Raw genomic sequence first — 25,290 nt, 5'->3', positions numbered from 1 at the left:
GCCGTCCTCAGGGCAATTCCGCCGCCGGCATGCGCGCGGCGATCGTCGCCGTGCGGCTCGCGAGATAGCCCGACCCCTGCCGGCGCTCGAAGAACTTGGGGCTCGGCAGCATCACGGCCAGCCGGGCCGCCTCGTTGACGCCGAGGCGTGCCGCGGGCTTCTTGAAATAGTGCTGCGCCGCCGCCTCGGCACCGAAGATGCCTTCGCCCCATTCGACGTTGTTGAGGTAGATCTCGAGGATCCGCTCCTTGCTCAGAAAGGTCTCGAGCGCGGTGGCCAGCACCAGTTCCTGGCCCTTGCGCAGCATCGTGCGCTCGCTCGACAGCAGCAGGTTCTTGGCCAACTGCTGCGTGATGGTCGAGCCGCCGCGCAAGGGCGCCGGGCGCGGTTCCTTGCCGCGCGCGCGCATCTGGGCGGCGCGCCTGGCGGCGATCTCCTCGGCCTTGGCATTGCGTTGCCGGGCCCGCTCGATGGCCTCCCACTCCACGCCCTGGTGGTAGATGAACTCGCTGTCCTCGCTGGCGATCACGGCGCGCTTGAGGCTGTCGGAGATCCGGCTGTAGGGCACCCACTGCTGCCGCCATTCGCGCTCGCCGTTGCTGCGCCCTTGGGTGGCGAGCTGCCAGGCCTCGGAGCGCTGGAAGGTCGTCGACTGCGGATCGATCACCGCCATCGCGGCGATCCGGAGGATGAAGAAGAGCTGCAGCGCGAAGGCCGCGATCAGCACGCAGCCGAGCCAGCGCAGGGCGGCGATCACTTGGCCTCGACGAGGGCGCGCAGCTCGGCCAGCACCGGGGCGGTCGGCGGCCGCACGCCGCGCCAGATCTCGAAGGCCTCGGCGGCCTGCTCCACCAGCATGCCGAGGCCGTCGCGCGGCACCGCGCCGTGGACGCGGGCCCAGTCCATGAAGCCTGCTGCGGCGGCGCCATACATCATGTCGACCGCGAGCGCTCCGGGCTTCAGCACGCTGGCCGGCACCGGCACCTCGCCGCCGGACAGGCTCGACGCGGTCGCGTTCACCAGCACGTCGAAGCGGCCCGGCACGCTGTCGAGCGCCTGCGCCTCGAGCGTGACCCCATGCTGCAAGGCCAGCGCCGCATGCCGCTGCACCAGGGCGATCGCCTTGGACAGGGTGCGGTTCGCCACCACGACCCGGCGCGGTCCGGCTTCGAGCAGCGGCCCCAGCACGCCCGCGCTGCCGCCGCCTGCGCCCAGCAGCAGCAGCTCGCTGTCCGCCAGCGCGACGCCCGCGTGGACCCGGAGGTCGTTGACCAGCCCGATGCCGTCGCTGTTGTCGCCGTGCACGCCGTCGTCGCGGAAGCTCAGCACGTTGACCGCCTGGGCCAGCGCCGCGCGCGGCGTCAGGTGCTGCGACAGCGCCGCGGCCTCGAACTTGAACGGCACCGTCACGTTGCAGCCGCGCGCCGTGCCCGTGGTCTGGGCGCGGAACGCCGCCACCGCGCCGGCGAAGTCGTCCAGCGGCGCGAGGCGGCGGCCGTATTCCAGCTGCTGCCCGGTCAGCTCGGCGAAGCGGGCATGGATCCAGGGCGAGCGGCTGTGTTCGACCGGGTGGCCCATCACGCAATACAGGTCGGTCATCGTCAGTCGCTCATTGTCTGGACGACAGCTGGGTCTCCAGCGTCTCGTCGCGGGTGAACTTGAAGCGCGACGGCAGCACGATCTGGTCGGTCTGGCGCCGCATCGCATCGGTGAACTTGCCGAAGCTGCCGATGCTGCGAACGATCGCCTGGGCGCGGCGGTCGAGCGTGCGGTCGCCCGAGCCCTCGACGATGTCGGTCGCGAGGATCGTGCCGTCGTGGTTGACGGTCACCATCATCGTCAGCTCGCCGTAGAGCTTCTTGCCCGCCGATTCGGGGAAGTTCTCGGTGCCGCGCACCTCGATCTTGCGGCGCAGCGCGTCGACATAGGCCGCGTAGGCCGCCTCGCGCGTGGCCGGGCTGATGTAGCGCTTCTTGGGCCGCGCATTCTCTTCGTTGACGCGGCGCTCGATCTCGGCCAGCAGCTCGACCAGCTGGCGCCGTTTTTCTTCGCGTGCCGCGCTCTCGCTGGGGTTGCCCTTGGCGCGCGGATCGGGCAGCGGCATGCTGGCGAGCTGCTGCTTGATCTGGGCCAGCAGCAGCATCTGCTGCTGCTGCATGGCTTCGACCTGGCGCTGGGCGTCTTCCATCGAATCGCCGATGGCGGTGAAGGTGGAGGGCGGCAGCGGGCTGGTGGCGCGTCCGCGGTCGAGGTCGCCGCCGCCTGCCAGCGAGGCCTGGGCGATCGCGCGGGCCTTGTCGGGCCGCTCGTTGGTCCGGGCGTTGACCAGGATCACCTCGAGCGGCGTCTCCTGGAAGACCCGGTTGAAGGACTCCGGGTCGACGAAGCGGACCGCCAGCAAGGCGGCATGCGCGGCGACCGACAGGCCGAGCGCGATCTGCAGCGTGCTGAGGTCGCGCAGGTTCATACCGGTGCGTTCTCCGGAGCGGCCTCGCTGTCGGCGAGGTCGACCGCGATGGCGATCGGCCCGGCGACTTCTTCCTCGTCCTCGCCGCTGTCGTCCGTGGCGGCGTCGGCCGGTGCGGCATCGAGCCGTTCGATGACCGTGCCATGGACGTCGAGCGCGATCTCGTCGATCTCGCCGAGCCGCACCCGCACCCGCGCGCCGCGCTGCAGGCCTTGCGTGCCGGTCACCTCGAACACCAGCGGCAGCTGGTCGGCCCGGGCCAGGGCGCCGTTCGGCAGTTCCTTGATGAGGGTGGCCTCGAGCTCGGTGATGCCTTCCTGCTGCAGGTACTTGAGGGTCCAGAAGCGTTCCATGCCGCCCTGGTGGCCGTTGTAGGTGCTGTAGGCGGCATCGAAGCCCGAGAGGATCGAGAACAGGTCGGCGTCCTTGGGCTTGAACGGCGCCGCCAGCGCGGCGGTCTTGCCGTGGCGCGCCGCCGCGATGATCTGCCACTGGTTCACGAGGTCGGTGTAGCGGCGCAGCGGCGAGGTGCTCCAGGCGTAGCTCTTCACGCCGAGGCCCGCGTGCGGCAGTGCCCGCGTGCCCATCCGCACCTTGATGCCGGGCGCCAGGCTGGCCTGGCTGCGGTAGAGGCCGGGCACGCCGAGCTCGCCGAGCCATCCGCCCCAGCTGCTGTTGGCCAGGATCATCGCCTCGGAGACGATCAGGTCGAGCGGCGCGCCGCGCTGGCGGGTGCCGATCTGCACCTGCTCGCTGCCGGTCGGCTCGCCCTCGTTGCCGAGCAGGCGGAAGGTGTAGTCGGGCCGGCTGAAGTTCTCGGGCTTGCCGCGCGCCACCTCGCGCTGTGCCTTCAGCTGCTTCGCCAGGCGGAACAGGAAGGACAGCGGCGCGCGCAGCGGCGCCAGCGCCGCCGGCGTTTCCGCGGCGCCGACGGAGGCGTCTTCCAGCCACTCCTGGTTGATCACCGCGTCGAGCTGGTCATGGCGCAGGTTGGCGACGATCGGCACCCGTTCGAGCCGGGTCTCGGTGCCTTTGAGCGCCAGCGTCTCTTCGTCGAAAGTGGCGTAGAGCGAGACGGCCGGGCAGTCGCGCCCTTCCTGCAGCGTGTAGGCCTCGACCACGTGGTCGGGCAGCATCGTGATCTTGTGGCCCGGCATGTAGACCGTCGACATGCGCGCGCGCGCCACTTGGTCGATGGCGCTGCCCGGCACCAGGGCCAGCCCGGGCGCCGCGATGTGGATGCCGACCACCACGGTGCCGCTGCCGAGCCCCTGGACCGACAGGGCGTCGTCGATCTCGGTGGTCTGCGAATCGTCGATCGAGAAGGCCTGCACGGCCGCCAGCGGCAGTTCGTCGGCGATCGCCGGCGCCTGCAGCGCCGGGAAGCCGGTGCCTTTCGGAAAGTTCTCGAACAGGAAGCGGCGCCAGTGGAACTGGTAGGCCGAGTCGATTGCGCCGGCCTGTTTCAGCAGCTCGAGCGGCGGGCGCTGGGTGGCGCGGGCGGCGTCGACGACCGCCTTGTATTCGGGCGCGTTCTTGTCCGGCTTGAACAGGATCTTGAACAGCTGCTCGCGCACCGGCGCCGGGCATTCGCCCGCGGCCAGCTGGCCCGCCCATTCGGCGATCTGGGCCTGCACCAGCTTCTTCTTCTCGATCGCGGCCAGCGCCTGCTGGATGATCTCGGCCGGCGCCTTCTTGAAGCGGCCCTTGCCGGCACGGCGGAAGTAGTGCGGGGCGTCGAACAGGGCCAGCAGCGCCGCGGCCTGCTGGACCAGCGTCGGACGGGCCTGGAAATACTCGGTGGCCAGCTCGTCGAAGCCGAATTCGCCCTCGGGCGCGAATTCCCAGGCGAGGTCGAGGTCGACCGTGGCGGCGAGCGCGCGGCCCTCGGCGATCAGCTCGGCCGGCGCCGGCTTCTCGAAGCGCAGCACGATATTGGCGCTCTTGACCTTGACCCGCTTGCCGGTCTCGAGCTCGACCTGGGCCGAGGCTTCGGCCTCCGACAGGACGCGGCCGCCCAGGTATTTGCCGGCTTCTTCGAACAATACAAACATGGCGCGGATTCTCCCATGCGCAGCGGCGCAGGCCGCTCAGACAGGGTCGATGAAGGCCAGAACCTCGTCCAGGTGCTGGGCCTCGAAGTCCGACAGCGCGTGGTCGCCGCCTTCGAGGAGCTTGATCCGGCTGCCCGGGTAGCGGTCCGACATGTCGCGCCAGTCGAGCACTTCGTCGCCCTTGGCGATGACCGCGAAGACCTGCTCCGGCCGGTCCAGCGGCCCGACCTCGAGCGCACGCAGCTCGGCGATGTATTCGGGGCGGAAGTGGAAATGCTCGGACGGGTCGTGCCAGAGCGTCTGGTCGCCGATGTGACGCACCAGGTCGCGCGCCGGGTCGACCGCCGGGTTCAGCAGCACCGCCCGGCAATAGGTGGTGGCTGTTACATATGTGGCGTAGAAGCCGCCGAGCGACGAGCCCACCACCGCCATCGAACTGCGCGGCCAGCCGGCGATGCCCCGCATCACGAGCGCGACCGCCTCGCGCGGCGAGGGCGGCAGCTGGGGGCACCACCAATGCAGGTTCGGGTGCAGTTTGGCCACGCGCTGCGCCATCTGGCTGGCCTTGGTCGACCGGGGCGAGGAGCGGAAGCCGTGGAGATAGAGCAGGTGGGTGGTGGGCGGCATGCGGCGATTATCCGGAACCGGGGCCGGAATTGGCCCTGGGGCCCATCCGGAGGGCCTCGGGCGGCGATAATCCCCACCCCATGTCGGCCGTCTTCAATCAACCTTCGCTCGCACGGCGCGTGTTGCCCGTGTTCCAGGGCTTCGACGGCTTCCTCGCCTTCGCCGTGCTGCTGCTGGGCTGTGCCGGCATGCTGACCATGTATTCGTCCGGCTACGACCATGGCACCCGCTTCGTCGACCACGGCCGCAACATGCTGCTGGCCGCCTTCATCATGTTCGTGGTGGCCCAGGTGCCGCCGCAGCGCCTCATGATGGCCGCGGTGCCGATCTACACCCTGGGCGTGGCGCTGCTGGTGGCGGTGGCGCTGTTCGGCATCACCAAGAAGGGCGCCCAGCGCTGGATCAATGTCGGCGTCGTGATCCAGCCCAGCGAGATCCTCAAGATCGCGATGCCGCTGATGCTGTCCTGGTGGTTCCAGCGCCGTGAGGGGCAGCTGCGGCCGCTCGACTTCATCGTCGCCACCTTGCTGCTGGCGGTGCCGGTCGGCCTGATCATGAAGCAGCCCGACCTTGGCACCGCGCTGCTGGTGCTGGCCACCGGGCTGTCCGTGATTTTCTTCGCCGGCCTGTCGTGGAAGCTGATCTTGCCGCCGGTGGTGATCGGCCTGGTCGTGGTGGCGCTGATCGTCGGCTTCGAGTCCCAGCTGTGCGCCAACGGTTTCGACTGGAAGATCCTGCACGACTACCAGAAGCAGCGCGTCTGCACGCTGCTCGACCCGACCAAGGACCCGCTCGGCAAGGGCTTCCACATCATCCAGGGCATGATCGCCATCGGCTCCGGCGGCGTCGGCGGCAAGGGCTTCATGCAGGGCACCCAGACCCACCTCGAGTTCATCCCCGAGCGCACCACCGACTTCATCTTCGCCGCCTACTCCGAGGAATTCGGCCTGGCCGGCAACCTGGCGCTGATCGCCGCCTTCATCTTCCTGATCTTCCGCGGCCTGGCGATCGCGCTCGACGCGCCGACCCTGTTCTCCCGTCTGCTGGCCGGCGCGGTCACTATGATCTTCTTCACCTACGCCTTCGTGAACATGGGCATGGTGAGCGGCATCCTGCCGGTGGTGGGGGTGCCGCTGCCCTTCATCAGCTACGGCGGCACCGCGATGGTCACCCTGGGGCTGGGGCTGGGCATCCTGATGTCCATATCCCGCGCCAAGCGATTGATCCAGAGCTGACGTCCTTCTGGCATTCCGCTCCTAGAATGCCTTGATGATTTCTCGCGAACCCACCATCGAGCGCCTCGCCACGGCGCAGAACCTCCTGCTCACGCCCTTCGGTCTCGACGAATCGCACCTGTCGCGTGCGCTCGCCGAGATCAAGGCGCACAAGGTGGACGACGCCGATCTCTACTTCCAGTACACGCGCAGCGAAGGCTGGAGCCTCGAAGAGGGCATCGTCAAGACCGGCAGCTTCAGCATCGACCAGGGCGTCGGGGTGCGCGCGGTCAGCGGCGAGAAAACCGCCTTCGCCTATTCGGACGACATCTCCGAGGCCTCGCTGCTCGATGCCGCACGCACCGTGCGCAGCATCTCCTCCGCCGGCAAGACCGCGCGGGTCAAGGCGCCGGCGCGCAAGATCGCCGGCAGCCGCTCGCTCTACAACGGCATCGACCCGATCTCGACCCTGGACAGCACGGCCAAGGTCAAGCTGCTCGAGAAGGTCGAGCAGCTGGCCCGCTCGCGTGACCCGCGCGTGGCCCAGGTCATGGCCGGCCTGGCGAGCGAATACGACGTGGTGCTGGTGGCGCGCGCCGACGGCACCCTGGCGGCCGACGTGCGGCCGCTGGTGCGCCTGTCGGTCACCGTGATCGCCGAGCAGAACGGCCGCCGCGAAGTCGGCTCCGGCGGCGGCGGCGGGCGTTTCGGCCTGGCCTACTTCGACGACGAGCACATCGCCGAGTACGTCGACCAGGCGGTCAAGTCGGCCCTCACCAATCTCGATTCGCGCCCGGCACCGGCCGGCGAGATGACCGTCGTGCTCGGCCCGGGCTGGCCCGGCATCCTGCTGCACGAGGCCATCGGCCACGGGCTCGAAGGCGACTTCAACCGCAAGGGCTCGAGCGCCTTCTCGGGCCGCATCGGCGAGCGCGTCGCGGCCAAGGGCGTGACCGTGCTCGACGACGGCACCATCGCCGACCGCCGTGGCTCGCTCAATGTCGACGACGAAGGCAACGCGACCCAGCGCAACGTGCTGATCGAGGACGGCATCCTCAAGGCCTACATCCAGGACTCGCTCAACGCCCGCCTCATGAAGGCCAAACCCACCGGCAACGGCCGCCGCGAGAGCTATGCCCACGCGCCGATGCCGCGCATGACCAACACCTACATGCTGGGCGGCAACCGGGTGCCGGAAGAAATTGTCGCCAGCATCAAGAAGGGCCTCTACGCCACCAACTTCGGCGGCGGCCAGGTCGACATCACGAGCGGCAAGTTCGTGTTCTCGGCCAGCGAGGCCTACTGGGTCGAGAACGGCAAGATCCAGTACCCGGTCAAGGGCGCGACCATCGTCGGCAATGGCCCCGATGCGCTCACGCGCGTGACCATGATCGGCAATGACATGGCGCTCGATTCGGGGGTCGGCACCTGCGGCAAGGAAGGGCAGAGCGTGCCCGTGGGCGTCGGCCAGCCCACATTGCGCATCGACGGCCTGACGGTCGGCGGTACAGCCTGAGACCTTGCGGGACAGATCAAGAGATTGCGTAGCAATTTTTGCTCTGTCCTCAACTGACTAAATCCCTTCGCCGATTCGTAAATGCAGCCGTGAACGCGCTGCCTGTGCTACATTCCACCCCCATGTCCGCAGCTCGCGCTTATTACTTTGCCTTCTTTTGGTTCCCGGTCTCCGGCGGACGAGAGGCGCGCGCGTAAAGCAAGCAGACAGCAGAACCTCCCAAAACCGCCGGTGCCCCAAGCACCGGCGGTTTTTTTTTTGCCCCACCGACATCCAGACCCATCGAAGGAAGCACACATGAGCACGAAAGCCGCCCCGCCCAGCGACACCTGGTACGCGAACGTCGAGAAAACCAGCCGGACCGACGACGAACGCATCAAGGACATCACTGTGTTGCCTCCCCCCGAACATCTGATTCGCTTCTTCCCGATCGCCGGGACGCCGGTCGAATCACTGATCACCGGCACCCGCCATGCGATCCACAAGATCATGGCCGGCAAGGACGACCGGCTGCTGGTGATCATGGGTCCCTGCTCGATCCACGACCCGGCCGCTGCGCTCGACTACGCGCGCCGCCTGAAGGCCGAGCGCGACAAGTACGCGGGCACCCTGGAGATCGTGATGCGCGTCTACTTCGAGAAGCCGCGCACCACGGTGGGCTGGAAGGGGCTCATCAACGACCCCTACCTCGACGAGAGCTTCCGCATCGACGAGGGCCTGCGGATCGCACGCCAGCTGCTGATCGACATCAACCGCCTGGGCCTGCCGGCCGGCAGCGAGTTCCTGGACGTGATCTCGCCCCAGTACATCGGCGACCTGATCTCCTGGGGCGCGATCGGTGCCCGCACCACCGAGAGCCAGGTGCACCGCGAACTGGCCTCGGGCCTGTCGGCGCCGATCGGCTTCAAGAACGGCACCGACGGCAACATCCGCATCGCCACCGATGCGATCCAGGCGGCGGCGCGCGGCCACCACTTCCTGTCGGTGCACAAGAACGGCCAGGTGGCGATCGTCCAGACCAACGGCAACCGCGATTGCCACGTCATCCTGCGCGGCGGCAAGGCACCCAACTACGACGCCACCAGCGTCGCGGCGGCCTGCAAGGATCTCGAGGCGGCCAAGCTGCCGCCCAAGCTGATGGTCGACTGCAGCCACGCGAACAGCAGCAAGCAGCACCAGAAGCAGATCGAGGTCGCGCGCGATATCGCGGACCAGGTCGCGGGCGGCAGCCACAGCGTGTTCGGCCTGATGGTCGAGAGCCACCTGAAAGCCGGGGCGCAGAAGTTCACGCCCGGCAAGGACCCGATCGACGCGCTCGAATACGGCCAGAGCATCACGGATGCCTGCCTGGGCTGGGAGGATTCGACCCAGGTGCTGGAAATTCTCTCGCAGGCGGTCAAGAAGCGCCGGAAGTGAAGCGCCGCCCGGCGCCGACCTCGATCAGATCAGCGCCGCCAGGTCCGGCCAGTGGTGGCGCAGCAGCGCCGCCTCGTCGCCGTCGGGCTGCATGAAGGCGAAGTCGTCGAAGTCGAAGCCCGGTCCGACGGTGCAGCTCACCAGCGTGTAGTCGGGGCCTACGGGCCCGACGATCGGCCGCGCCGCCTGCCACTGGCCGGCCGGCACGGTGTGCTGGGGCCGCGTGCCGTGGACGTCGACCGCGCCGAGCCGCAGGTGGGCGGGCGGCGTGCGCAGCGCCGCGTCGCTGGTCCACAGTGCCAGCGGCGCGCCTTCGAGATGGATCCAGACCTCGTCGGACTGCACCCGGTGCCAGCGCGAATGCTGGTCGGCTTCGAGCAGGAAGTAGATGGTGGTCAGCGCATCGCGCGCCGTCCGGCCGTCGGCCGGCAGCACCTGCGCCGACGAGCGGAACATCTCGCGGTACCAGCCGCCCTCGGGGTGGGGCTGCAGCTGGAGGGTCTCGATCAGTTGGCGGGCGCGCATAAGTCGCTCATTGTGGCGCGCGCAGCGCCGAAAGCAGCTTGTCGTGCACGCCGCCGAAGCCGCCGTTGCTCATGCAGACGATGTGGTCTCCGGGTTGCGCCGCCGCCGCGACCTGCGCGACCAGCGGCTCGATGGCATTCGCCACCAGGGCCCGCGCACCCATCGGTGCCAGGGCCGCGCCCGCATCCCAGTCGAGGCCGCCGCTGTGGCAGAACGACAGATCGGCGGCCTCCAGGCTCCAGGGCAGCTGGGCCGCCATGGTGCCGAGCTTCATCGTGTTGCTGCGCGGCTCGAACACCGCGAGGATGCGGTCCTGGCGGCGCCCGGCGGCATCGAGCTTCTGGCGCAGGCCGTCGAGCGTGGTGCGGATCGCGGTCGGATGGTGGGCGAAATCGTCGTAGACCGTGATCGTCCCCGTGGCGCGCTCCACGCTGCCGCGCAGTTCCATGCGCCGCCGCACGTTCCGGAAGCTCGCCAGCGCGGCGGCGGCCTCGGCCGGCGCGACGCCGACATGCTCGGCGGCGACGATCGCCGCCAGCCCGTTCATCTGGTTGTGCAGACCCGACAGCGCCCATTCGACCCGCCCGACCCGTTCGCCGCCGCGCAGCACGTCGAAGGCGTCGTGCGGGCCCGCGGCCTGCCATTCGCCGCCGGCGCCGAAGCGCGCGAGCTCGCTCCAGCAGCCCTGGGCCAGCACGCGCTGCAGGCTGTCCTCGGTGGCGTTGACCACCACCCGCCCCTGGCCCGGGACCGTGCGCACCAGGTGGTGGAACTGCCGCTCGATCGCCGCCAGGTCGTCGAAGATGTCGGCGTGGTCGAATTCCAGGTTGTTCAGGATCGCGGTGCGGGGGCGGTAGTGGACGAACTTGCTGCGCTTGTCGAAAAAGGCTGTGTCGTATTCGTCCGCCTCGATGACGAATGTGGCCCCCACGCTCCCCACTTCGTGTGGTTCGCTGCCCCCCGAGGGGGCCGCAGGCCGCCTTGGGAGCGGCCCGGCGCCGGCCTGGGCCGCTTTCGCTCCGCCCAGCCGGGCCGAGACGCCGAAGTCGAGCGGCACGCCGCCGACCAGGAAGCCCGGCGCCCGGCCGGCGCGCTCGAGGATCCAGGCCAGCATCGAGGTGGTGGTGGTCTTGCCGTGGGTGCCGGCGACCGCCATCACGTGGCGTCCCTGCAGCACCTGCTCGGCCAGCCATTGCGGACCGCTGGTGTAGGGCGCGCCGGCGTCGAGGATGGCCTCCATCAGCGGGAACTTGGGGCTGCCATCCGCCAGCCGGACCCGGGAGACCACGTTGCCGACCACGAAGACGTCCGGCCTGAGCGCCAGCTGGTCGGCGCCGAAACCCTCGATCAGCTCGATGCCGAGCGACCGCAATTGGTCGCTCATCGGCGGATAGACGCCGGCGTCGCAGCCGGTCACCCGGTGGCCGGCTTCGCGAGCAAGTGCCGCCACCCCTCCCATGAAGGTGCCGCAGATGCCGAGAATGTGAATGTGCATCAGTGGATTCTAGGAGCCCCCACGCTCCGTCACTTCGTGTACTCGCTGCCCCCCGAGGGGGCGCGGACCGCCTTGGGAGCGGCCCGGCGGCGGTCCAGGGATCCGCAGGGGCCATTCACCTGCAAGCCGCGCAGTCCGGGCAAAATGGACCAATGGACACGTCGAAGCAGGAAATTGCCGCCACCGCGGCCCGCCTCGTGGTCGAGGAGGGGCTCGAATACGGACCCGCCAAGCGCCGGGCGGTGCGCGATCTCGGGTTGCCCGCGCGCACCGCGCTGCCCAACAACGACGAAATCGAGGCCGAGGTCCGCGACTACATCCAGCTCTACTGCGCCGACACCCAGCCGCAGGAACTGCATGCGCTGCGCCTGCTGGCGCTCGAATGGATGGAGCGCATGGCGCAGTTCCGTCCCCACGTCGGCGGCGCCGTCTGGCACGGCACCGCGACGCGGCTGTCGGACATCTATATTCAGCTGTTCTGCGACGACTCCAAGTCGGCCGAGATCGCGTTGATCGATCATCACGTCGATTACGAGCCCCGGATGGTCACCGGCTTTCACGGCGAGCAGGTCGAGGCGCTCAGCGTGCATGCCGCCAGCCGCGCGCTGGGCGAAGAGATCGGCGTCCATCTGCTGGTCTACGACCTGGACGACCTGCGCGGGGCGCTGAAGCCCGACACCCAGGGCCGGGTGCCGCGCGGCAACCTGGCGGCGCTGCGGCGGCTGATGGAAAAAGAAAAGGACAACGGATGACTTCGAGCTCGACGCGCCGAGGCTGGCTCTATGGGGGCGTGGCGCTGGTCGCCGCGGCCGCCGGGGTCGGCGGCGCCTGGTGGACCCAGCGCCGCGGCGCGGGCGGCGGCGAGAAGCTCGACGCGGCTTTCTGGGCCCAGCGTTTCGAGCGGCCCGAGGGCGGCGAGGTGGTGTTCGACAGTCTCCGCGGCAAGCCGCTGGTGGTTAATTTCTGGGCCACCTGGTGCCCGCCCTGCGTCGAGGAAATGCCGATGATCGACGCCTTCTTTCGCGAAAATGCCGCCAACGGCTGGCAAGTTGTCGGATTGGCCATCGATCAGCCCAGTGCGGTGCGCAAGTTCCTAGCCAAGACGCCGGTCAGCTACCCGATCGGGCTGGCCGGGCTACAGGGCACCGATCTGGTCAAGCAGATGGGCAACACGGCGGGCGGCCTGCCGTTCACCCTCGTGATCGATGCCGGCGGCTCGATCGCGGCGCGTAAAATGGGAAAGCTCGACGCCGGCGATCTTCAAGCGTGGCGACGGGCCTAGTTCGCGGCTAGAATCCAGCCCCTACAAATCCGGTAGTTGGCGTTGAAACGCCGAAATAACCGGATCTTCAGGCGAGTTACATTCAAATGACCGGCAAAGCCGGCGCTGGAGTCCCATGGATCTACGCAAGCTCAAGACACTGATCGACCTGGTGTCCGAATCCAACATTTCCGAACTGGAAATCACCGAAGCCGAAGGCAAGGTCCGCATCGTCAAGGGTGGTGTCGCCGCGCCGGTCCAATATGTCCAGACGCTGTCCGCGCCGGCCGCAGCCGGCGCCCAGCCGGCCGCTGGCGCACCGGCGGCTGCTGCGCCCGCCGCCGCGCCGGCCGCGGCCGCCGCCACCGGCCACGCGATCAAATCGCCGATGGTCGGCACCTTCTACCGCTCCTCCAGCCCGGGCGCTCCTGCCTTCGTCGAGATCGGCAGCCAGGTCAAGGAAGGCGACACGGTCTGCATCATCGAGGCGATGAAGATCCTGAACGAAATCGAAGCCGACAAGTCCGGCACCGTGACCCAGATCCTCGGCGAGAACGGCCAAGCCGTCGAATACGGCCAGCCGCTGTTCATCATCGAGTGAGCATGTTCAAGAAGATATTGGTCGCCAACCGCGGCGAGATTGCGCTGCGAATCCAGCGCGCCTGCAGCGAACTCGGCATCAAGGCGGTGATGGTTTATTCCGAAGCCGATCGCGATGCCAAGTACGTCAAGCTGGCCGAGGAAGCGGTATGCATCGGCCCCGCGCCGTCGTCGCAGAGCTACCTGAACATGCCCGCCATCATCTCGGCGGCCGAAGTGACCGACTCGGAGGCGATCCATCCGGGCTACGGCTTCCTGAGCGAGAACGCCAACTTCGCCGAGCGGGTGGAGCAGAGCGGCTTCCAGTTCATCGGCCCGTCGCCCGAATCGATCCGCATCATGGGCGACAAGGTGTCGGCCAAGCAGGCCATGATCAAGGCCGGCGTGCCCTGCGTGCCGGGCTCCGAGGGCGAGCTCTCCGACGACGCCGCCACCAACAAGCGCATCGCCCGGGCGATCGGCTACCCGGTCATCATCAAGGCCGCGGGCGGCGGCGGCGGGCGCGGCATGCGGGTGGTGCACACCGAGGCGGCGCTGGTCAACGCGATCCAGATGACCAAGGCGGAGGCCGGCGCGGCCTTCAACAATCCGGCGGTCTACATGGAGAAGTTCCTCCAGGACCCGCGCCACATCGAGATCCAGATCCTCGCCGACAAGCACAAGAACGCGGTGTACCTCGGCGAACGCGACTGCTCGATGCAGCGTCGCCACCAGAAGGTGATCGAGGAATCGCCGGCGCCGGGCATCCCGCGCAAGCTGATCGAGAAGATCGGTGAGCGCTGCGCGGCGGCCTGCAAGAAGATCGGCTACCGCGGTGCCGGCACCTTCGAGTTCCTCTACGAGAACGGCGAGTTCTACTTCATCGAGATGAACACCCGCGTGCAGGTGGAGCATCCGGTGACCGAGTTCACCACCGGCATCGACATCGTGAAGACGCAGATCATGGTGGCGGCGGGCGAGAAGCTGCCGTTCACCCAGCGCCAGATCGAGGTCCGCGGCCATGCGATCGAGTGCCGCATCAACGCCGAGGACCCCTACAAGTTCACGCCCTCGCCGGGGCGCATCACGATGTGGCACCCGCCGGGCGGGCCGGGCGTTCGCGTGGATTCCCACGTCTACACCAACTACTTCGTGCCGCCGAACTACGACTCGATGATCGGCAAGATCATCGTCTACGGCGATACCCGCGAGCAGGCCATGGCGCGCATGCGCACGGCGCTCAACGAGACCGTGATCGAGGGCATCCAGACCAACATCGCGCTGCACCGCGAGCTGATGGTCGACGCCAAGTTCATGGGTGGCGGCACCAACATCCACTATCTGGAAGAGTGGCTCGCTGCGCACAAGCGCTGAGCGGGCGAATCAACCATGTTCGAACTCCGCCTGCTGGCGCCTGAAGACCTGGTCGAGACCGTCAGCGACGCGCTCGACGCGCTCGATGCGCTCAGCGTGTCGGTCGAGGACGCCGACGCCCAGACCGACGCCGAGCAGGCCCTGTTCGGCGAGCCCGGCATGCCGCCGCCGAAGGATGGCTGGCAGCGGTCGCGCGTGATCGCGCTGTTCGCGACCGAGGCCCTGGCGCGCGAAGCAGCGGCGCTGCTCGAGGCGCAGGACTTCTTCGCCGAGTGCCGCCTGCTGGGCCTGGCCGAGGTGCCGGAGCAGGATTGGGTGCGGTTGACGCAGTCGCAGTTCGCGCCGGTCGAGATCACCCCCGAGTTCTGGATCGTGCCGACCTGGCACGAGCCGCCGGCGCAGGCGCGCCAGGTGATCCGGCTCGATCCCGGGCTGGCCTTCGGCACCGGGACGCATCCGACCACGCGCATGTGCCTGCGCTGGATCGCCACGCGCGGCGGCCTGGCCGGCCAGCGTGTGCTCGACTACGGCTGCGGCTCGGGCATTCTCGCGATCGGCGCGGCGAAACACGGCGCCACCGACATCGACGCGGTGGACATCGATCCGGCCGCGGTCGAGTCGACCGGCCTCAATGCCGACGCCAACGGCGTCCGGCTCATGGCCGGCCTGCCGGATGCATCGGCCGGCCGCTACGACGTCGTGCTGGCGAACATCCTCGCGACACCGCTCAAGGTGCTGGCTCCGCTGCTCTGCGCACATGTCGCGCCGGGCGGCGCGCTGGTGCTGGCCGGCATCCTCGAGCGCCAGGCCGACGAGCTGAAGGCCGCCTATGCGCCCTACGCGGCGCTGGAGGTCAGCGACAGCGAGGACGGCTGGATCCTGATGACCGCAAGGCTGTAGAACGCCGAGGCTGTTGCCTCCGGCAACAATACAATCGGCGCCACATGAGCCTGGTCACCCGCTGCCCCGCGTGCGACACCACTTTCAAGGTGGTGCGGGACCAGCTTCGCATCTCGGACGGGTGGGTTCGCTGCGGACGCTGCAGCCAGGTGTTCGACGCCACCATCGACCTGCAGGAAACACCGCCGGCCTCCTCCAGTCCTGCGGTCGCGGCGCCGGAGCCGGGCGAGCCGCCGCCGCACACCGATCCGGAGCCGCCGGCGGCCACCGCAGCCGAAACGGCCGACGCTCCTGCGGAAGCGATCGCCGAGACCGACTTCTTCGACGACGAACAGGCGTCGGGCCCGGCACCGCTGGCCCCCTCTGACGGCTTCCTTGCTCCGAGACCCATGTCGTGGCCCGATGCGGATTCGCTGCTGCTCGGCGACCAGGGGCGCACGGCCGTGCGGCCTCCCGTGCCGCCGCCGCTGGCCTTCCCGGACATCGACCTCACGCTGCCGTCGCGTCCTGCCACTTTGGCGAGCGCGGTCACGCCGCCGGAGGCCGACGACAGCGGCCACATGCAACTCGAGAAGGCGCTGCGCCGCGCCCGCATCAAGTCGGCCAAGATCGCCCGCGCGAAAGCCAAGGAGCAGGCCGCTGCCGCTGCCGTGGCCGAGGTCGCGCCGGTGGTGCAGGCCGCGAGCGAGCCCGAGCCGGCAGCGGGCAGAGCCGATGCGGCATCCGCGACCGCGCTGGACGCCGAGCCGTTGCCGGCCTTCCTGGGCATCGACGAAGCCCCGATCGGCTGGCGGCGACCCGCGGTGCGACGCTCGCTGGTCGTTGCCGCCGTGCTGGCCGCACTGCTGCTGCTGGCGCAGGTCCTGCATCAGGAGCGCGACCTGATCGCGGCCCGCCAGCCCGCCTTGCGGCCGCTGCTCGACGGCCTGTGCCGCGTCACCGGCTGCACGCTGACCGCCCTGCGGCAGATCAACGACATCAAGATCGACGGCGCCTCGTTCGCGCGCGACAAGGAGGGCGACGGTTTCCACCTCGGCTTCACGGTGCGCAACAGCGCGACCCTGCCGCTGGCGATGCCCGCAGTGGAGTTGTCGCTGCTCGATACCCAGGAGCGGGCCGTGGTGCGGCGCGTGCTCATGCCTTCCGATTTCGGTGCGCCGGCGGTGCTGCCGGCGCACGCCGAGCGCTCGGCCTCGCTGGCTCTTCGCCTCAGCGGCGACGAGGCGGCTTCGATGCCGCCGGTCGCCGGCTTTCGTCTCGAGGCGCTCTATCCCTGAGCGCCACGGCCTTTCAGCTTTTTCAATCCAACCAGTGGCTCATCCATGGCAGCAGTGATTTGCGGTTCCCTCGCGTTCGACACCATCATGACTTTCGAAGGGCGGTTCGCGGACCAGATCCTGCCGGACCAGTTGCACATCCTCAACGTGTCCTTCCTGGTGCCGGGCTTGCGGCGGGACTTTGGCGGCTGCGCCGGCAACATCGCCTACAGCCTGAACGCCCTCGGCGGCACCGCGCTGCCGATGGCGACGGTCGGCAGCGACGGCGCCGACTACATCGAGCGCCTGCGCACGCTGGGCATCAGCACCGAGTTCGTGCGCCAGGTCGGCGATACCTTCACGGCCCAGGCCATGATCATGAACGACCGTGACAACAACCAGATCACGGCCTTCCATCCGGGCGCGATGCAGCAGGCGCACATCACGAAGGTGGCCGCGCGCGACGACATCAAGCTCGGCATCGTCGCGCCCGACGGCCGCGACGCCATGCTTCAGCATGCCGAGCAGTTCAAGGCGGCCGGCATCCCGTTCGTCTTCGATCCGGGCCAGGGCCTGCCGATGTTCGACGGCAAGGAACTGGCGCATTTCGTCGACCTGGCGAGCTGGGTGGTGGTCAACGACTACGAGGGCAAGATGCTGTCGCAGCGGACCGGATGGAGCCTGGCGGAGATCTCGAAGCGGGTCGAAGGCCTGGTCGTGACGCTGGCGGCCGAGGGCTGCGAGGTGTGGACGAACGGCGAGCGCGAACATGTGCCGGCGGTCACTCCCGCGGCGGTGGTCGAGCCGACCGGCTGCGGCGACGCCTGGCGCGGCGCCTTGCTGTTCGGACTCGAGCAGGGCTGGGCGCTGGCGCGTTGCGCTGCCTTGGGCAACCACCTGGGGGCGCTCAAGATCGCCCAGCGCGGCCCGCAGAACTACCAGGTCGACCGCAACGCTCTGGGCCTCTGACCCCATGAAAAAAGCCCGGCACCTTTCGGTGCCGGGCTTGTGCCTTCAAGGCCGCTGGAAGACTCAGGGCTTGCTGGCCGTCGGGAACGGCCAGGCAGCCTGCGGGTTCAGCGTGGTCTGGGCAGCAGGAGCAGGCGCTACGGCAGCCTTGGCGGGAGCCTTCGCAGCCTTCTTGGCAGCGGGCTTCTTCGCGGCTTTCTTGGCAGCGGGCTTTTTCGCCGCAGCCTTCTTCGCCGGGGCCTTCTTGGCAGGCGCCTTTTTCGCAGCGGCCTTCTTCGCCGGGGCCTTCTTGGCTGCTGCCTTCTTGGCAGGGGCCTTCTTCGCCGGGGCCTTCTTGGCTGCTACCTTCTTGGCGGGGGCCTTCTTGGCAGGCGCCTTCTTGGCGGCGACCTTCTTGGCCGCTACCTTCTTCGCCGGAGCCTTCTTGGCCGCGACCTTCTTTGCCGGCGCCTTCTTGGCTACGACCTTCTTGGCGGGAGCCTTCTTTGCCGGAGCCTTCTTTGCAGCGGCTTTCTTAGCCGGCGCTTTCTTTGCAGTTGCCATTTCTATTTCTCCTTGATCAAGTTGAAAAAATCAACCTTTTGAAGCACTCCACGCATGTTGGTCAGCGTGAAGCGATTCATGGCGTTGGAACGGATTCCAGCACCATGAACACCGTCGCCCTCAGCAATGCCGCACTCTCCGGTGCAGTGTGTTGCTGAAGGCTTTTTCTGAATGCACTTTGTTCTTGTCGGAAAGTCTCAGTCCCAGGAGAGCGCACCGCCCGATTGATACTCGATCACGCGGGTTTCGAAGAAGTTGCGCTCCTTCTTGAGGTCAATCATTTCGCTCATCCAGGGGAAGGGGTTTTCTTCGTTCGGGAAGAGCGTTTCGAGGCCGATCTGCTGCGCGCGCCGGTTGGCGATGTAGCGCAGGTAGCCCTTGAACATGGAGGCGTTCATGCCGAGCACGCCACGCGGCATGGTGTCTTCGGCGTACTTGTACTCGAGCTCGACGGCCTTCATGAAGAGGGCCTTGATCTCGGCCTTGAACTCGGCCGTCCAGAGCTGCGGGTTCTCGAGCTTGAGCTGGTTGATCAGGTCGATGCCGAAATTGCAGTGCATCGACTCGTCGCGCAGGATGTACTGATACTGCTCGGCGGCGCCGGTCATCTTGTTCTGGCGGCCCAGCGCGAGGATCTGCGTGAAGCCGACGTAGAAGAAGAGGCCTTCCATGAGGCAGGCGAAGACGATCAGCGACTTCAGCAGGGTCTGGTCGGTCTCGTGGGTGCCGGTCTTGAAGTTCGGGTCGCTGATGGCGTCGATGAACGGGATCAGGAACTGGTCCTTTTCGCGGATCGACGGCACTTCGTTGTAGGCGTTGAAGATCTCGCTCTCGTCCAGGCCCAGCGATTCGACGATGTACTGGTAGGCGTGCGTGTGGATCGCTTCCTCGAAGGCCTGACGCAGCAGGAACTGGCGGCATTCGGGCGCCGTGATGTGGCGGTAGGTGCCCAGCACGATGTTGTTGGCGGCCAGCGAGTCGGCGGTCACGAAGAAGCCGAGGTTGCGCTTGACGATGCGGCGCTCGTCCTCGGTCAGGCCGTTGGGGTCTTTCCAGAGCGCGATGTCGCGCGTCATGTTCACTTCCTGCGGCATCCAGTGGTTGGCGCAGGTGGCGAGGTACTTTTCCCAGGCCCACTTGTACTTGAACGGCACCAGCTGGTTGACGTCGGTCTGGCCGTTGATGATGCGCTTGTCGGCGGCCTTGACGCGGTGCGCGGCCGGCGCGACGGGCACTGCGGCCTGCGCGGGGCGCAGCGCTGCGCCGTCATCGAGCGTGCGCGCAGCGGAAGAAACTTGGGGAGCAATTTGCGAAGTCGGGAACTCCGACGAGCGGGCGACTGGCGCGCCGCTGTTCGATGGGTGCCGCAATCCTTGAGGCAGATCCTTTGGCAAGGAGGGCTTGACTTCTTCGTCCCAGGTCAACATAGAAAAATCCAATGCTCAAATTATGTGAGCAACGATGTGAGTTGCAAAGTGCTCCTCACATCGCGCTTCAATTATGTGGTCGTTATGTTGTTCGCATGCATCGCAATTTGTCAGTCGATGCCGCGAACCACGACAACTTCAGGCCGACATCACTGGCAGGCTTCGCAGGTCGGATCGTCGACGCCGCAGAACGCGATGTCGGTGGCGGGCATCGCGCTGAGTTGCGCTTGCGCTGCGCGCGCTGCCGCTTCGAGTGCGCTCATGCCCGATGAAGCATCGCCGCTGCCCGACGACACGGCGTTGAGGCGACCCGATTGCACGGTCGATTTCTCGGCGTGCGTCGCGCTCTGCGTGCGCAGGTAGTAGGTGGTCTTGAGACCGCGCAGCCAGGCCAGCTTGTAGGTGTCGTCGAGCTTCTTGCCCGATGCGCCGGCCATGTAGATGTTGAGCGACTGTGCCTGGTCGATCCACTTCTGGCGCCGTGCCGCGGCCTCGACGAGCCAGGTGGTCTCGACCTCGAAGGCGGTGGCGTAGAGCGCCTTGACGTCTTGCGGCACGCGGTCGATCGGGCGCAGCGAGCCGTCGAAGTGCTTCAGGTCCATCACCATCACGTCGTCCCACAGGCCCAGGCGCTTGAGGTCGCGCACCAGGTAGTGGTTGATGACCGTGAACTCGCCCGACAGGTTCGACTTGACCGACAGGTTGCCGAAGCAGGGTTCGATCGAGGCGTCGACGCCGATGATGTTGGAGATGGTGGCGGTCGGCGCGATGGCGACGCAGTTGGAGTTGCGCATGCCGTCGGTCTTGATCTTCTGGCGCAGCGCGTCCCAGTCGAGCGTCGACGAGCGGTCGACCTCGACGTAGCCGCCGCGGGCCTTCTCGAGCAGGTCGAGGGTGTCGGGCGGCAGCACGCCCTTGTCCCACAGCGAGCCCTTGTAGCTCGAGTACTTGCCGCGTTCGCGCGCCAGCTCGGTCGAGGCCCAGTAGGCGTGGTAGCAGATCGCTTCCATGGATTCGTCGGCGAACTGCACGGCGTCCTGCGAGGCGTAGGGGATGCGCAGCTCATAGAGCGCGTCCTGGAAGCCCATCAGGCCGAGGCCGACCGGGCGGTGGCGCAGGTTGGAGTCGCGCGCCTTCTTGACCGCGTAGTAGTTGATGTCGATCACGTTGTCGAGCATCCGCATCGCGGTGGAGATGGTGCGCTGGAGCTTGGCCTGGTCGACCTTGCCGTCCTTCAGGTGCTGCAGCAGGTTGACCGAGCCGAGGTTGCAGACCGCGGTTTCGGTGTCGCTGGTGTTGAGCGTGATCTCGGTGCAGAGGTTCGACGAATGGACCACGCCGGCGTGCTGCTGCGGCGAGCGCACGTTGCAGGCGTCCTTGAAGGTGATCCAGGGATGGCCGGTCTCGAACAGCATCGTGAGCATCTTGCGCCACAGGTCCGAGGCCTGCAGCGTGCGGCTCGGCGTGATCTCGCCGCGGGCAGCCTTTTCTTCGTAGGCGACGTAGGCGGTCTCGAAGTCGAGGCCGAACTTGTCGTGCAGGTCGGGCACGTTCGACGGCGAGAACAGGGTCCAGCTGCCCTTTTCCATGACGCGGCGCATGAACAGGTCGGGGATCCAGTTGGCCGTGTTCATGTCGTGCGTGCGGCGGCGGTCGTCGCCGGTGTTCTTGCGCAGCTCGAGGAATTCCTCGATGTCGAGGTGCCAGGTCTCCAGGTAGGTGCAGACGGCGCCCTTGCGCTTGCCGCCCTGGTTGACCGCCACCGCGGTGTCGTTGACCACCTTGAGGAAGGGCACGACGCCCTGCGATTCGCCGTTGGTGCCCTTGATGTGGCTGCCGAGGGCGCGCACGCGGGTCCAGTCGTTGCCGAGGCCGCCGGCGAACTTCGACAGCAGCGCGTTTTCCTTGATGGATTCGTAGATACCGTCGAGGTCGTCGGGCACGGTGGTCAGGTAGCAGCTCGACAGCTGCGAGCGCAGGGTGCCGCTGTTGAACAGGGTCGGGGTGCTCGACATGAAGTCGAAGGACGACATCACCTCATAGAACTCGATGGCGCGGGCTTCGCGGTCGATCTCGTTGAGCGACAGGCCCATCGCGACGCGCATGAAGAAGGCTTGCGGCAGCTCGATGCGCGACTTGCGCACGTGCAGGAAGTAGCGGTCGTACAGGGTCTGCAGGCCGAGGTAGTCGAACTGCAGGTCGCGCTCGGGCTTGAGCGCCGCGCCCAGGCGGGCCAGGTCGAACTGCAGCAGCTTCTCGTCGAGCAGCTCGTTGTCGACGCCCTTCTTGATGAAGTGCGGGAAGTAGTCGGCGTAGGCCTGGGCCCGTTCGGCCAGCGGCACTTCGCGGCCGATCACTTCCTTGAAGATCGTGTGCAGCAGCAGGCGGGCGGTGGCGAAGGTGTAGTCGGGGTCTTTCTCGATCAGCGTGCGGGCGGCCAGGATCGAGGCCTTGTAGACCTCGTCGAGCGGCACGCCGTCATACAGGTTGCGCATGGTCTCGGCCACGATCGGGCCGGCCGTGATGCTGTCGCCGAGGTCGGTGCAGGCGGATTCGATCAGGCCCTTGAGCTCGTTGAGGTCGAGCGCGACGCGTTCGCCGCGGTCCAGCACGTGCAGCGTGGAGACCGCGATCGGGGCTTCCTGCTCGCCCTGCTTGCTGCGCTCCTGGGAGCGGCGCTCGCGGTACAGCACGTAGGCGCGGGCGATTTCGTGGTGGCCGCCGCGCATCAGGCCGAGTTCGACCTGGTCCTGCACGTCTTCGATGTGGAAGGTGCCGCCGCCGGGACGCGAGCGCACCATTGCGCGCACCACGGCCTGGGTCAGGGTGTCGACCGTCTCGCGCACGCTGGCCGATGCCGCGCCCTGGGTGCCGTGCACGGCGAGGAAGGCCTTCATCATCGCGATCGCGATCTTGTTGGGCTCGAAGGGCACCACCGCGCCGTTGCGGCGGATGATCTGGTAGTGGGCCAGCGCGTTGCTGGCGGGTGAGCCGGCGACATCGCGCTGCTGGAGCGGCGTCGAGGAGGAATGGGGGGCGGAGGGGGTGCTCAGGGCAGTTTGCATGCGAAACCTCGGTTGGCAATTCTTGTTGGGGCGGCGGTGCCAGGGCGGCCATGGGTGTGGGCGTCGGGCGCCGGGCAGGACACACTATATCTAGGGTCTGGTGGGTCTACAACCCACTAGATGTAGTGTTTTCCATAAATGTTAAAAAATGTTTTTAGGTGCATGGCGGGGCCGGAATGCGCTTGTGCCCCGTGTCCGTTGATCGACGGTAGCGCAGCCCACGCCCGACGGGCGTTGCGGCCGTTTTTGGGCTTGGAAACCGCATGGTTGCTGCACTTGGGCCGCTCTGGGCAAGCCGTCGTGCGGACGCATCGCGAGCCGTCCGGCGATTGAAAAAAACTAGCGGCCGATGGTGTCCGGGGGGAACATCGCGCCGTCCCAGCCGAGCTGCTCGCGCAGCAGGCGCCAGTCGAAGCCGGCGCCCGGGTCTTCCTTGCGGCCGGGTGCGATGTGCTGGTGGCCGGCGATGAAGCGGATCGCATGGCGCTGCGCAATCGCCGGGCAGAGGCTGGCCAGGGTCTCGTACTGGGCACTTTCGAAGGGCCCGCCCTCGATGCCTTCGAGCTCGATGCCGATCGAATCGTCGTTGCAGTTCGCGCGGCCGCGCCAGGACGACGCACCGGCATGCCAGGCGCGGTCGTCGCAGCTCACGAACTGCCAGAGCTCGCCATTGCGCCGCACATAGAAGTGCGCCGAGACCTCGAGGCCGCGGATGCTGCCGAAGTAGGGATGCGCATCCCAGTCGAGGCGATTGGTGAACAGCTGCTGGACCTGGTCGCCGCCGTACTGCCCCGGCGGCAGGCTGATCGAATGCAGCACGATCAGGTCGATGTCGGCGCCGGCCGGCCGCGGCCCGAAGTTGGGCGAGCGCAGCGGACGCGCGAAGCGATACCAGCCGTCGTGCCAGAGACCCGTGGCGCAGAGCGGGGGCTCAGGCTGGCGCCGGGCCGCCCCAAGGCGGCCTGCGGCCCCCTCGGGGGGCAGCGACCCACACGCAGTGGGGGAGCGTGGGGGCGATTCAGGCCGGCGCCGGGCCGCCCCAAGGCGGCCTGCGGCCCCCTCGGGGGGCAGCGACCCACACGCAGTGGGGGAGCGTGGGGGCTCATTCATCGGCGCCGTCGCCGTTTGGCGTCGCGATGCCGAGGCGCGCGATCCGGTAGCGGATCTGCCGCAGGCTCAGGCCCAGCCGGGCCGCCGCGGCGGTGCGGTTGAAGCCGGTTTCTTGCAGCGCGCGGATCAGGATCTCGCGCTCCTGCTGGTCGAGGTAGCCCTGCAGGTCGTTCGGCACCTCGGCGGCGCCGCCCTTCGGGGGCGACGCGATGGCGGCCGCGGCGTAGATCGGCGCGGCCGGCTCGCGCAGCGGCAGCTCGCTCGGCTGCAAGGTGCTGTCGACGAAGTCGAGGTGCAGCATGTCGCCGTCGCTCAAGGCCACGGCCCGGTGCAGCAGGTTTTCGAGTTCGCGCACGTTGCCGTGCAGCGGATGCTCGGCGAGCAGCTGCAGCACCTCGGCCGACAAGGTCGGCACCGGCATGCCGGCATCGCGCGCGATCCGCGCCAGCAGGGCCTTGCACAGCGCCGGCAGGTCGCCGCGGCGCTCGCGCAGCGCGGGCACCGCGATCTCGATCACGTTGAGGCGATAGAACAGGTCTTGCCGGAACCGGCTGGCCTGGACCTCGGCCTGAAGGTCCTTGTGGGTGGCGCTCACGATGCGGACGTCGACCGCGTCCTCCTGGGTCGAGCCGATCGGCCGCACGCTGCGTTCCTGGATCGCGCGCAGCAGCTTGGACTGCATGGCCAGCGGCAGGTCGCCGATCTCGTCGAGGAACAGCGTGCCGCCGCGCGCAGCCTGGAAATAGCCATCGCGGTCTTGTGCGGAGCCCGTGTAGGAGCCCTTGCGGGCGCCGAAGAACTCGGCTTCGAGCAGGTTCTCGGGAATGGCGCCGCAGTTGACCGCGACGAAGGGACCGTCGCTGCGCTGGCTGCAGGCATGGACGGCGCGGGCGACCAGTTCCTTGCCGGTGCCGGATTCGCCGCGCACGAGTACCGGCGCCATGCCGCGCGCCACCTTGGCGATGCGGGCCTTGACGATGCGCATCGGCTCGGAGTCGCCGACCAGCCGCTCGAGTGCGGCGGCGCCGCCGCTGCCGACCGCGCTGGCGATCTTGGCGCCGTCGTCGACTGGCCGGGCCGCCCGCGCACCGGCCAGCTGCGCGGTGGCCTGCACCGCGGAAGCCACCACGGCCCGGAACTGCTTCAGGTCGACCGGCTTGGTGAGGTAGTCGAAGGCGCCGGCCTTGAGGGCCTCGACCGCGTTCTCGGCCGAGCCGTAGGCGGTCATGACGACGCAGCGCTCGCCGCGCTGGTCTTGCTGGATGCGCTGCAGGATCTCCATGCCGAGCCCGTCGGGCAGCCGCATGTCGGTGATCACGGCGTCGAAGCGGCCGGCGTCGAGGTGCTGGGAAGCCTCGGCCACGCTGCCGGCGGCTTCGACCCGGTAGCCCTCGCGCAGCAGCGTGAGTTCATAGAGCGTGCGCAGGTCGGGTTCGTCGTCGACGACCAGGATCTGGGCGGGGCGCGGCGTGGACGGATGGGGGGTGCTCAC

The 25,290-nt window shown here is 68.0% G+C and carries 22 protein-coding genes; 10 read left to right on the top strand and 12 right to left on the bottom strand.

The window, feature by feature from the left end:
• Positions 1-7: 7 nt before the first annotated feature.
• The 5 genes from QTI17_RS14435 to QTI17_RS14415 are packed head-to-tail and all read right to left on the bottom strand — an operon-like array spanning position 8 to position 5,148.
• Positions 8-757, bottom strand: a complete 750-nt coding sequence (locus QTI17_RS14435; protein ID WP_286533946.1) for a transglycosylase domain-containing protein — start codon at positions 755-757, stop codon at positions 8-10.
• Positions 754-1,599: a shikimate dehydrogenase gene (aroE, locus tag QTI17_RS14430; RefSeq protein WP_286533944.1), complete on the bottom strand. Its 846-nt coding sequence runs from the start codon at positions 1,597-1,599 to the stop codon at positions 754-756. The genes QTI17_RS14435 and aroE overlap by 4 nt, the downstream gene beginning before the upstream one ends.
• Positions 1,600-1,609: 10 nt before the next feature.
• Complete coding sequence (locus QTI17_RS14425; RefSeq protein WP_286533943.1) at positions 1,610-2,467, bottom strand: energy transducer TonB; 858 nt, start codon at positions 2,465-2,467, stop codon at positions 1,610-1,612.
• Complete coding sequence (locus QTI17_RS14420; RefSeq protein ID WP_286533942.1) at positions 2,464-4,521, bottom strand: ribonuclease catalytic domain-containing protein; 2,058 nt, start codon at positions 4,519-4,521, stop codon at positions 2,464-2,466. The genes QTI17_RS14425 and QTI17_RS14420 overlap by 4 nt, the downstream gene beginning before the upstream one ends.
• Before the next feature lie 36 nt (positions 4,522-4,557).
• The gene (locus tag QTI17_RS14415; protein WP_286533941.1) at positions 4,558-5,148 is read right to left on the bottom strand and encodes a YqiA/YcfP family alpha/beta fold hydrolase; all 591 of its coding nucleotides are present in this window, start codon (positions 5,146-5,148) and stop codon (positions 4,558-4,560) included.
• An 80-nt stretch (positions 5,149-5,228) separates the two neighbouring features.
• On the opposite strand from QTI17_RS14415, the gene rodA reads away from it, so the two are divergent.
• From rodA to QTI17_RS14400, 3 genes are all read left to right on the top strand, one after another.
• Complete coding sequence (gene rodA, locus QTI17_RS14410) at positions 5,229-6,383, top strand: rod shape-determining protein RodA (protein WP_286533939.1); 1,155 nt, start codon at positions 5,229-5,231, stop codon at positions 6,381-6,383.
• A gap of 34 nt (positions 6,384-6,417) precedes the next feature.
• Positions 6,418-7,878, top strand: coding sequence for a metalloprotease TldD (gene tldD / locus QTI17_RS14405; protein ID WP_286533938.1), 1,461 nt, complete (start codon positions 6,418-6,420; stop codon positions 7,876-7,878).
• A gap of 297 nt (positions 7,879-8,175) precedes the next feature.
• A complete protein-coding gene (locus QTI17_RS14400) occupies positions 8,176-9,294 on the top strand; it encodes a 3-deoxy-7-phosphoheptulonate synthase (protein ID WP_286533936.1) in 1,119 nt (372 codons plus the stop codon).
• Between the two features lie 24 nt (positions 9,295-9,318).
• On the opposite strand, the gene QTI17_RS14395 is transcribed toward QTI17_RS14400, so the two are convergent.
• Both QTI17_RS14395 and mpl read right to left on the bottom strand, forming a co-directional pair.
• Positions 9,319-9,819, bottom strand: coding sequence for a cupin domain-containing protein (locus QTI17_RS14395; RefSeq protein ID WP_286533935.1), 501 nt, complete (start codon positions 9,817-9,819; stop codon positions 9,319-9,321).
• Positions 9,820-9,826: 7 nt separating this feature from the next.
• Complete coding sequence (gene mpl / locus QTI17_RS14390) at positions 9,827-11,314, bottom strand: UDP-N-acetylmuramate:L-alanyl-gamma-D-glutamyl-meso-diaminopimelate ligase (RefSeq protein ID WP_286533934.1); 1,488 nt, start codon at positions 11,312-11,314, stop codon at positions 9,827-9,829.
• Positions 11,315-11,466: 152 nt separating this feature from the next.
• On the opposite strand from mpl, the gene QTI17_RS14385 reads away from it, so the two are divergent.
• From QTI17_RS14385 to QTI17_RS14355, 7 genes are all read left to right on the top strand, one after another.
• A complete protein-coding gene (locus tag QTI17_RS14385) occupies positions 11,467-12,066 on the top strand; it encodes a hypothetical protein (RefSeq protein ID WP_286533933.1) in 600 nt (199 codons plus the stop codon).
• On the top strand, positions 12,063-12,596 hold the full coding sequence (locus QTI17_RS14380; RefSeq protein ID WP_286533932.1) for a TlpA family protein disulfide reductase: 534 nt from the start codon (positions 12,063-12,065) through the stop codon (positions 12,594-12,596). The genes QTI17_RS14385 and QTI17_RS14380 overlap by 4 nt, the downstream gene beginning before the upstream one ends.
• Positions 12,597-12,711: 115 nt before the next feature.
• Complete coding sequence (gene accB / locus QTI17_RS14375; protein ID WP_286533930.1) at positions 12,712-13,176, top strand: acetyl-CoA carboxylase biotin carboxyl carrier protein; 465 nt, start codon at positions 12,712-12,714, stop codon at positions 13,174-13,176.
• A gap of 2 nt (positions 13,177-13,178) precedes the next feature.
• Positions 13,179-14,528 (top strand): acetyl-CoA carboxylase biotin carboxylase subunit, encoded by a 1,350-nt coding sequence (gene accC / locus QTI17_RS14370; RefSeq protein WP_286523824.1) that lies wholly within the window; start codon positions 13,179-13,181, stop codon positions 14,526-14,528.
• Between the two features lie 15 nt (positions 14,529-14,543).
• Complete coding sequence (gene prmA, locus QTI17_RS14365) at positions 14,544-15,428, top strand: 50S ribosomal protein L11 methyltransferase (protein ID WP_286533928.1); 885 nt, start codon at positions 14,544-14,546, stop codon at positions 15,426-15,428.
• Positions 15,429-15,472: 44 nt separating this feature from the next.
• Positions 15,473-16,705, top strand: a complete 1,233-nt coding sequence (locus tag QTI17_RS14360; RefSeq protein ID WP_286533926.1) for a zinc-ribbon and DUF3426 domain-containing protein — start codon at positions 15,473-15,475, stop codon at positions 16,703-16,705.
• Positions 16,706-16,750: 45 nt separating this feature from the next.
• Positions 16,751-17,653, top strand: a complete 903-nt coding sequence (locus tag QTI17_RS14355) for a carbohydrate kinase family protein (protein ID WP_286533924.1) — start codon at positions 16,751-16,753, stop codon at positions 17,651-17,653.
• A gap of 63 nt (positions 17,654-17,716) precedes the next feature.
• Here QTI17_RS14355 and QTI17_RS14350 read toward each other — a convergent pair whose 3' ends face one another.
• The 5 genes from QTI17_RS14350 to QTI17_RS14330 all read right to left on the bottom strand — a co-directional run bounded on the left by QTI17_RS14350 (position 17,717) and on the right by QTI17_RS14330 (position 25,290).
• Complete coding sequence (locus QTI17_RS14350; protein WP_286523818.1) at positions 17,717-18,196, bottom strand: histone H1-like DNA-binding protein; 480 nt, start codon at positions 18,194-18,196, stop codon at positions 17,717-17,719.
• Positions 18,197-18,393: 197 nt separating this feature from the next.
• Positions 18,394-19,623, bottom strand: a complete 1,230-nt coding sequence (locus QTI17_RS14345; protein ID WP_286533923.1) for a ribonucleotide-diphosphate reductase subunit beta — start codon at positions 19,621-19,623, stop codon at positions 18,394-18,396.
• 149 nt (positions 19,624-19,772) lie between these two features.
• On the bottom strand, positions 19,773-22,688 hold the full coding sequence (locus QTI17_RS14340; RefSeq protein WP_286533921.1) for a ribonucleoside-diphosphate reductase subunit alpha: 2,916 nt from the start codon (positions 22,686-22,688) through the stop codon (positions 19,773-19,775).
• Between the two features lie 339 nt (positions 22,689-23,027).
• Positions 23,028-23,672 (bottom strand): 1,6-anhydro-N-acetylmuramyl-L-alanine amidase AmpD, encoded by a 645-nt coding sequence (ampD, locus tag QTI17_RS14335; protein WP_503011059.1) that lies wholly within the window; start codon positions 23,670-23,672, stop codon positions 23,028-23,030.
• Between the two features lie 118 nt (positions 23,673-23,790).
• The gene (locus QTI17_RS14330; protein WP_286533920.1) at positions 23,791-25,290 is read right to left on the bottom strand and encodes a sigma-54-dependent transcriptional regulator; all 1,500 of its coding nucleotides are present in this window, start codon (positions 25,288-25,290) and stop codon (positions 23,791-23,793) included.

The organism is Variovorax sp. J31P179, from assembly GCF_030316985.1.
GTDB lineage: Bacteria > Pseudomonadota > Gammaproteobacteria > Burkholderiales > Burkholderiaceae_C > Variovorax > Variovorax ginsengisoli_B.
This window is presented reverse-complemented; position numbering and strand designations above follow the sequence as displayed.

What these genes read in the sequence shown, in the direction of transcription:
- rodA (WP_286533939.1), top strand. Translation starts at nt 5,229, where the DNA reads ATGTCGGCCGTCTTCAATCAACCTTCGCTCGCACGGCGCGTGTTGCCC.
- QTI17_RS14425 (WP_286533943.1), bottom strand. Translation starts at nt 2,467, where the DNA reads ATGAACCTGCGCGACCTCAGCACGCTGCAGATCGCGCTCGGCCTGTCG.
- mpl (WP_286533934.1), bottom strand. Translation starts at nt 11,314, where the DNA reads ATGCACATTCACATTCTCGGCATCTGCGGCACCTTCATGGGAGGGGTG.
- accC (WP_286523824.1), top strand. Translation starts at nt 13,179, where the DNA reads ATGTTCAAGAAGATATTGGTCGCCAACCGCGGCGAGATTGCGCTGCGA.
- QTI17_RS14360 (WP_286533926.1), top strand. Translation starts at nt 15,473, where the DNA reads ATGAGCCTGGTCACCCGCTGCCCCGCGTGCGACACCACTTTCAAGGTG.
- accB (WP_286533930.1), top strand. Translation starts at nt 12,712, where the DNA reads ATGGATCTACGCAAGCTCAAGACACTGATCGACCTGGTGTCCGAATCC.
- QTI17_RS14385 (WP_286533933.1), top strand. Translation starts at nt 11,467, where the DNA reads ATGGACACGTCGAAGCAGGAAATTGCCGCCACCGCGGCCCGCCTCGTG.
- QTI17_RS14345 (WP_286533923.1), bottom strand. Translation starts at nt 19,623, where the DNA reads ATGTTGACCTGGGACGAAGAAGTCAAGCCCTCCTTGCCAAAGGATCTG.
- QTI17_RS14340 (WP_286533921.1), bottom strand. Translation starts at nt 22,688, where the DNA reads ATGCAAACTGCCCTGAGCACCCCCTCCGCCCCCCATTCCTCCTCGACG.
- QTI17_RS14355 (WP_286533924.1), top strand. Translation starts at nt 16,751, where the DNA reads ATGGCAGCAGTGATTTGCGGTTCCCTCGCGTTCGACACCATCATGACT.
- QTI17_RS14400 (WP_286533936.1), top strand. Translation starts at nt 8,176, where the DNA reads ATGAGCACGAAAGCCGCCCCGCCCAGCGACACCTGGTACGCGAACGTC.
- prmA (WP_286533928.1), top strand. Translation starts at nt 14,544, where the DNA reads ATGTTCGAACTCCGCCTGCTGGCGCCTGAAGACCTGGTCGAGACCGTC.
- QTI17_RS14350 (WP_286523818.1), bottom strand. Translation starts at nt 18,196, where the DNA reads ATGGCAACTGCAAAGAAAGCGCCGGCTAAGAAAGCCGCTGCAAAGAAG.
- QTI17_RS14380 (WP_286533932.1), top strand. Translation starts at nt 12,063, where the DNA reads ATGACTTCGAGCTCGACGCGCCGAGGCTGGCTCTATGGGGGCGTGGCG.
- QTI17_RS14415 (WP_286533941.1), bottom strand. Translation starts at nt 5,148, where the DNA reads ATGCCGCCCACCACCCACCTGCTCTATCTCCACGGCTTCCGCTCCTCG.
- QTI17_RS14420 (WP_286533942.1), bottom strand. Translation starts at nt 4,521, where the DNA reads ATGTTTGTATTGTTCGAAGAAGCCGGCAAATACCTGGGCGGCCGCGTC.
- QTI17_RS14395 (WP_286533935.1), bottom strand. Translation starts at nt 9,819, where the DNA reads ATGCGCGCCCGCCAACTGATCGAGACCCTCCAGCTGCAGCCCCACCCC.
- aroE (WP_286533944.1), bottom strand. Translation starts at nt 1,599, where the DNA reads ATGACCGACCTGTATTGCGTGATGGGCCACCCGGTCGAACACAGCCGC.
- tldD (WP_286533938.1), top strand. Translation starts at nt 6,418, where the DNA reads ATGATTTCTCGCGAACCCACCATCGAGCGCCTCGCCACGGCGCAGAAC.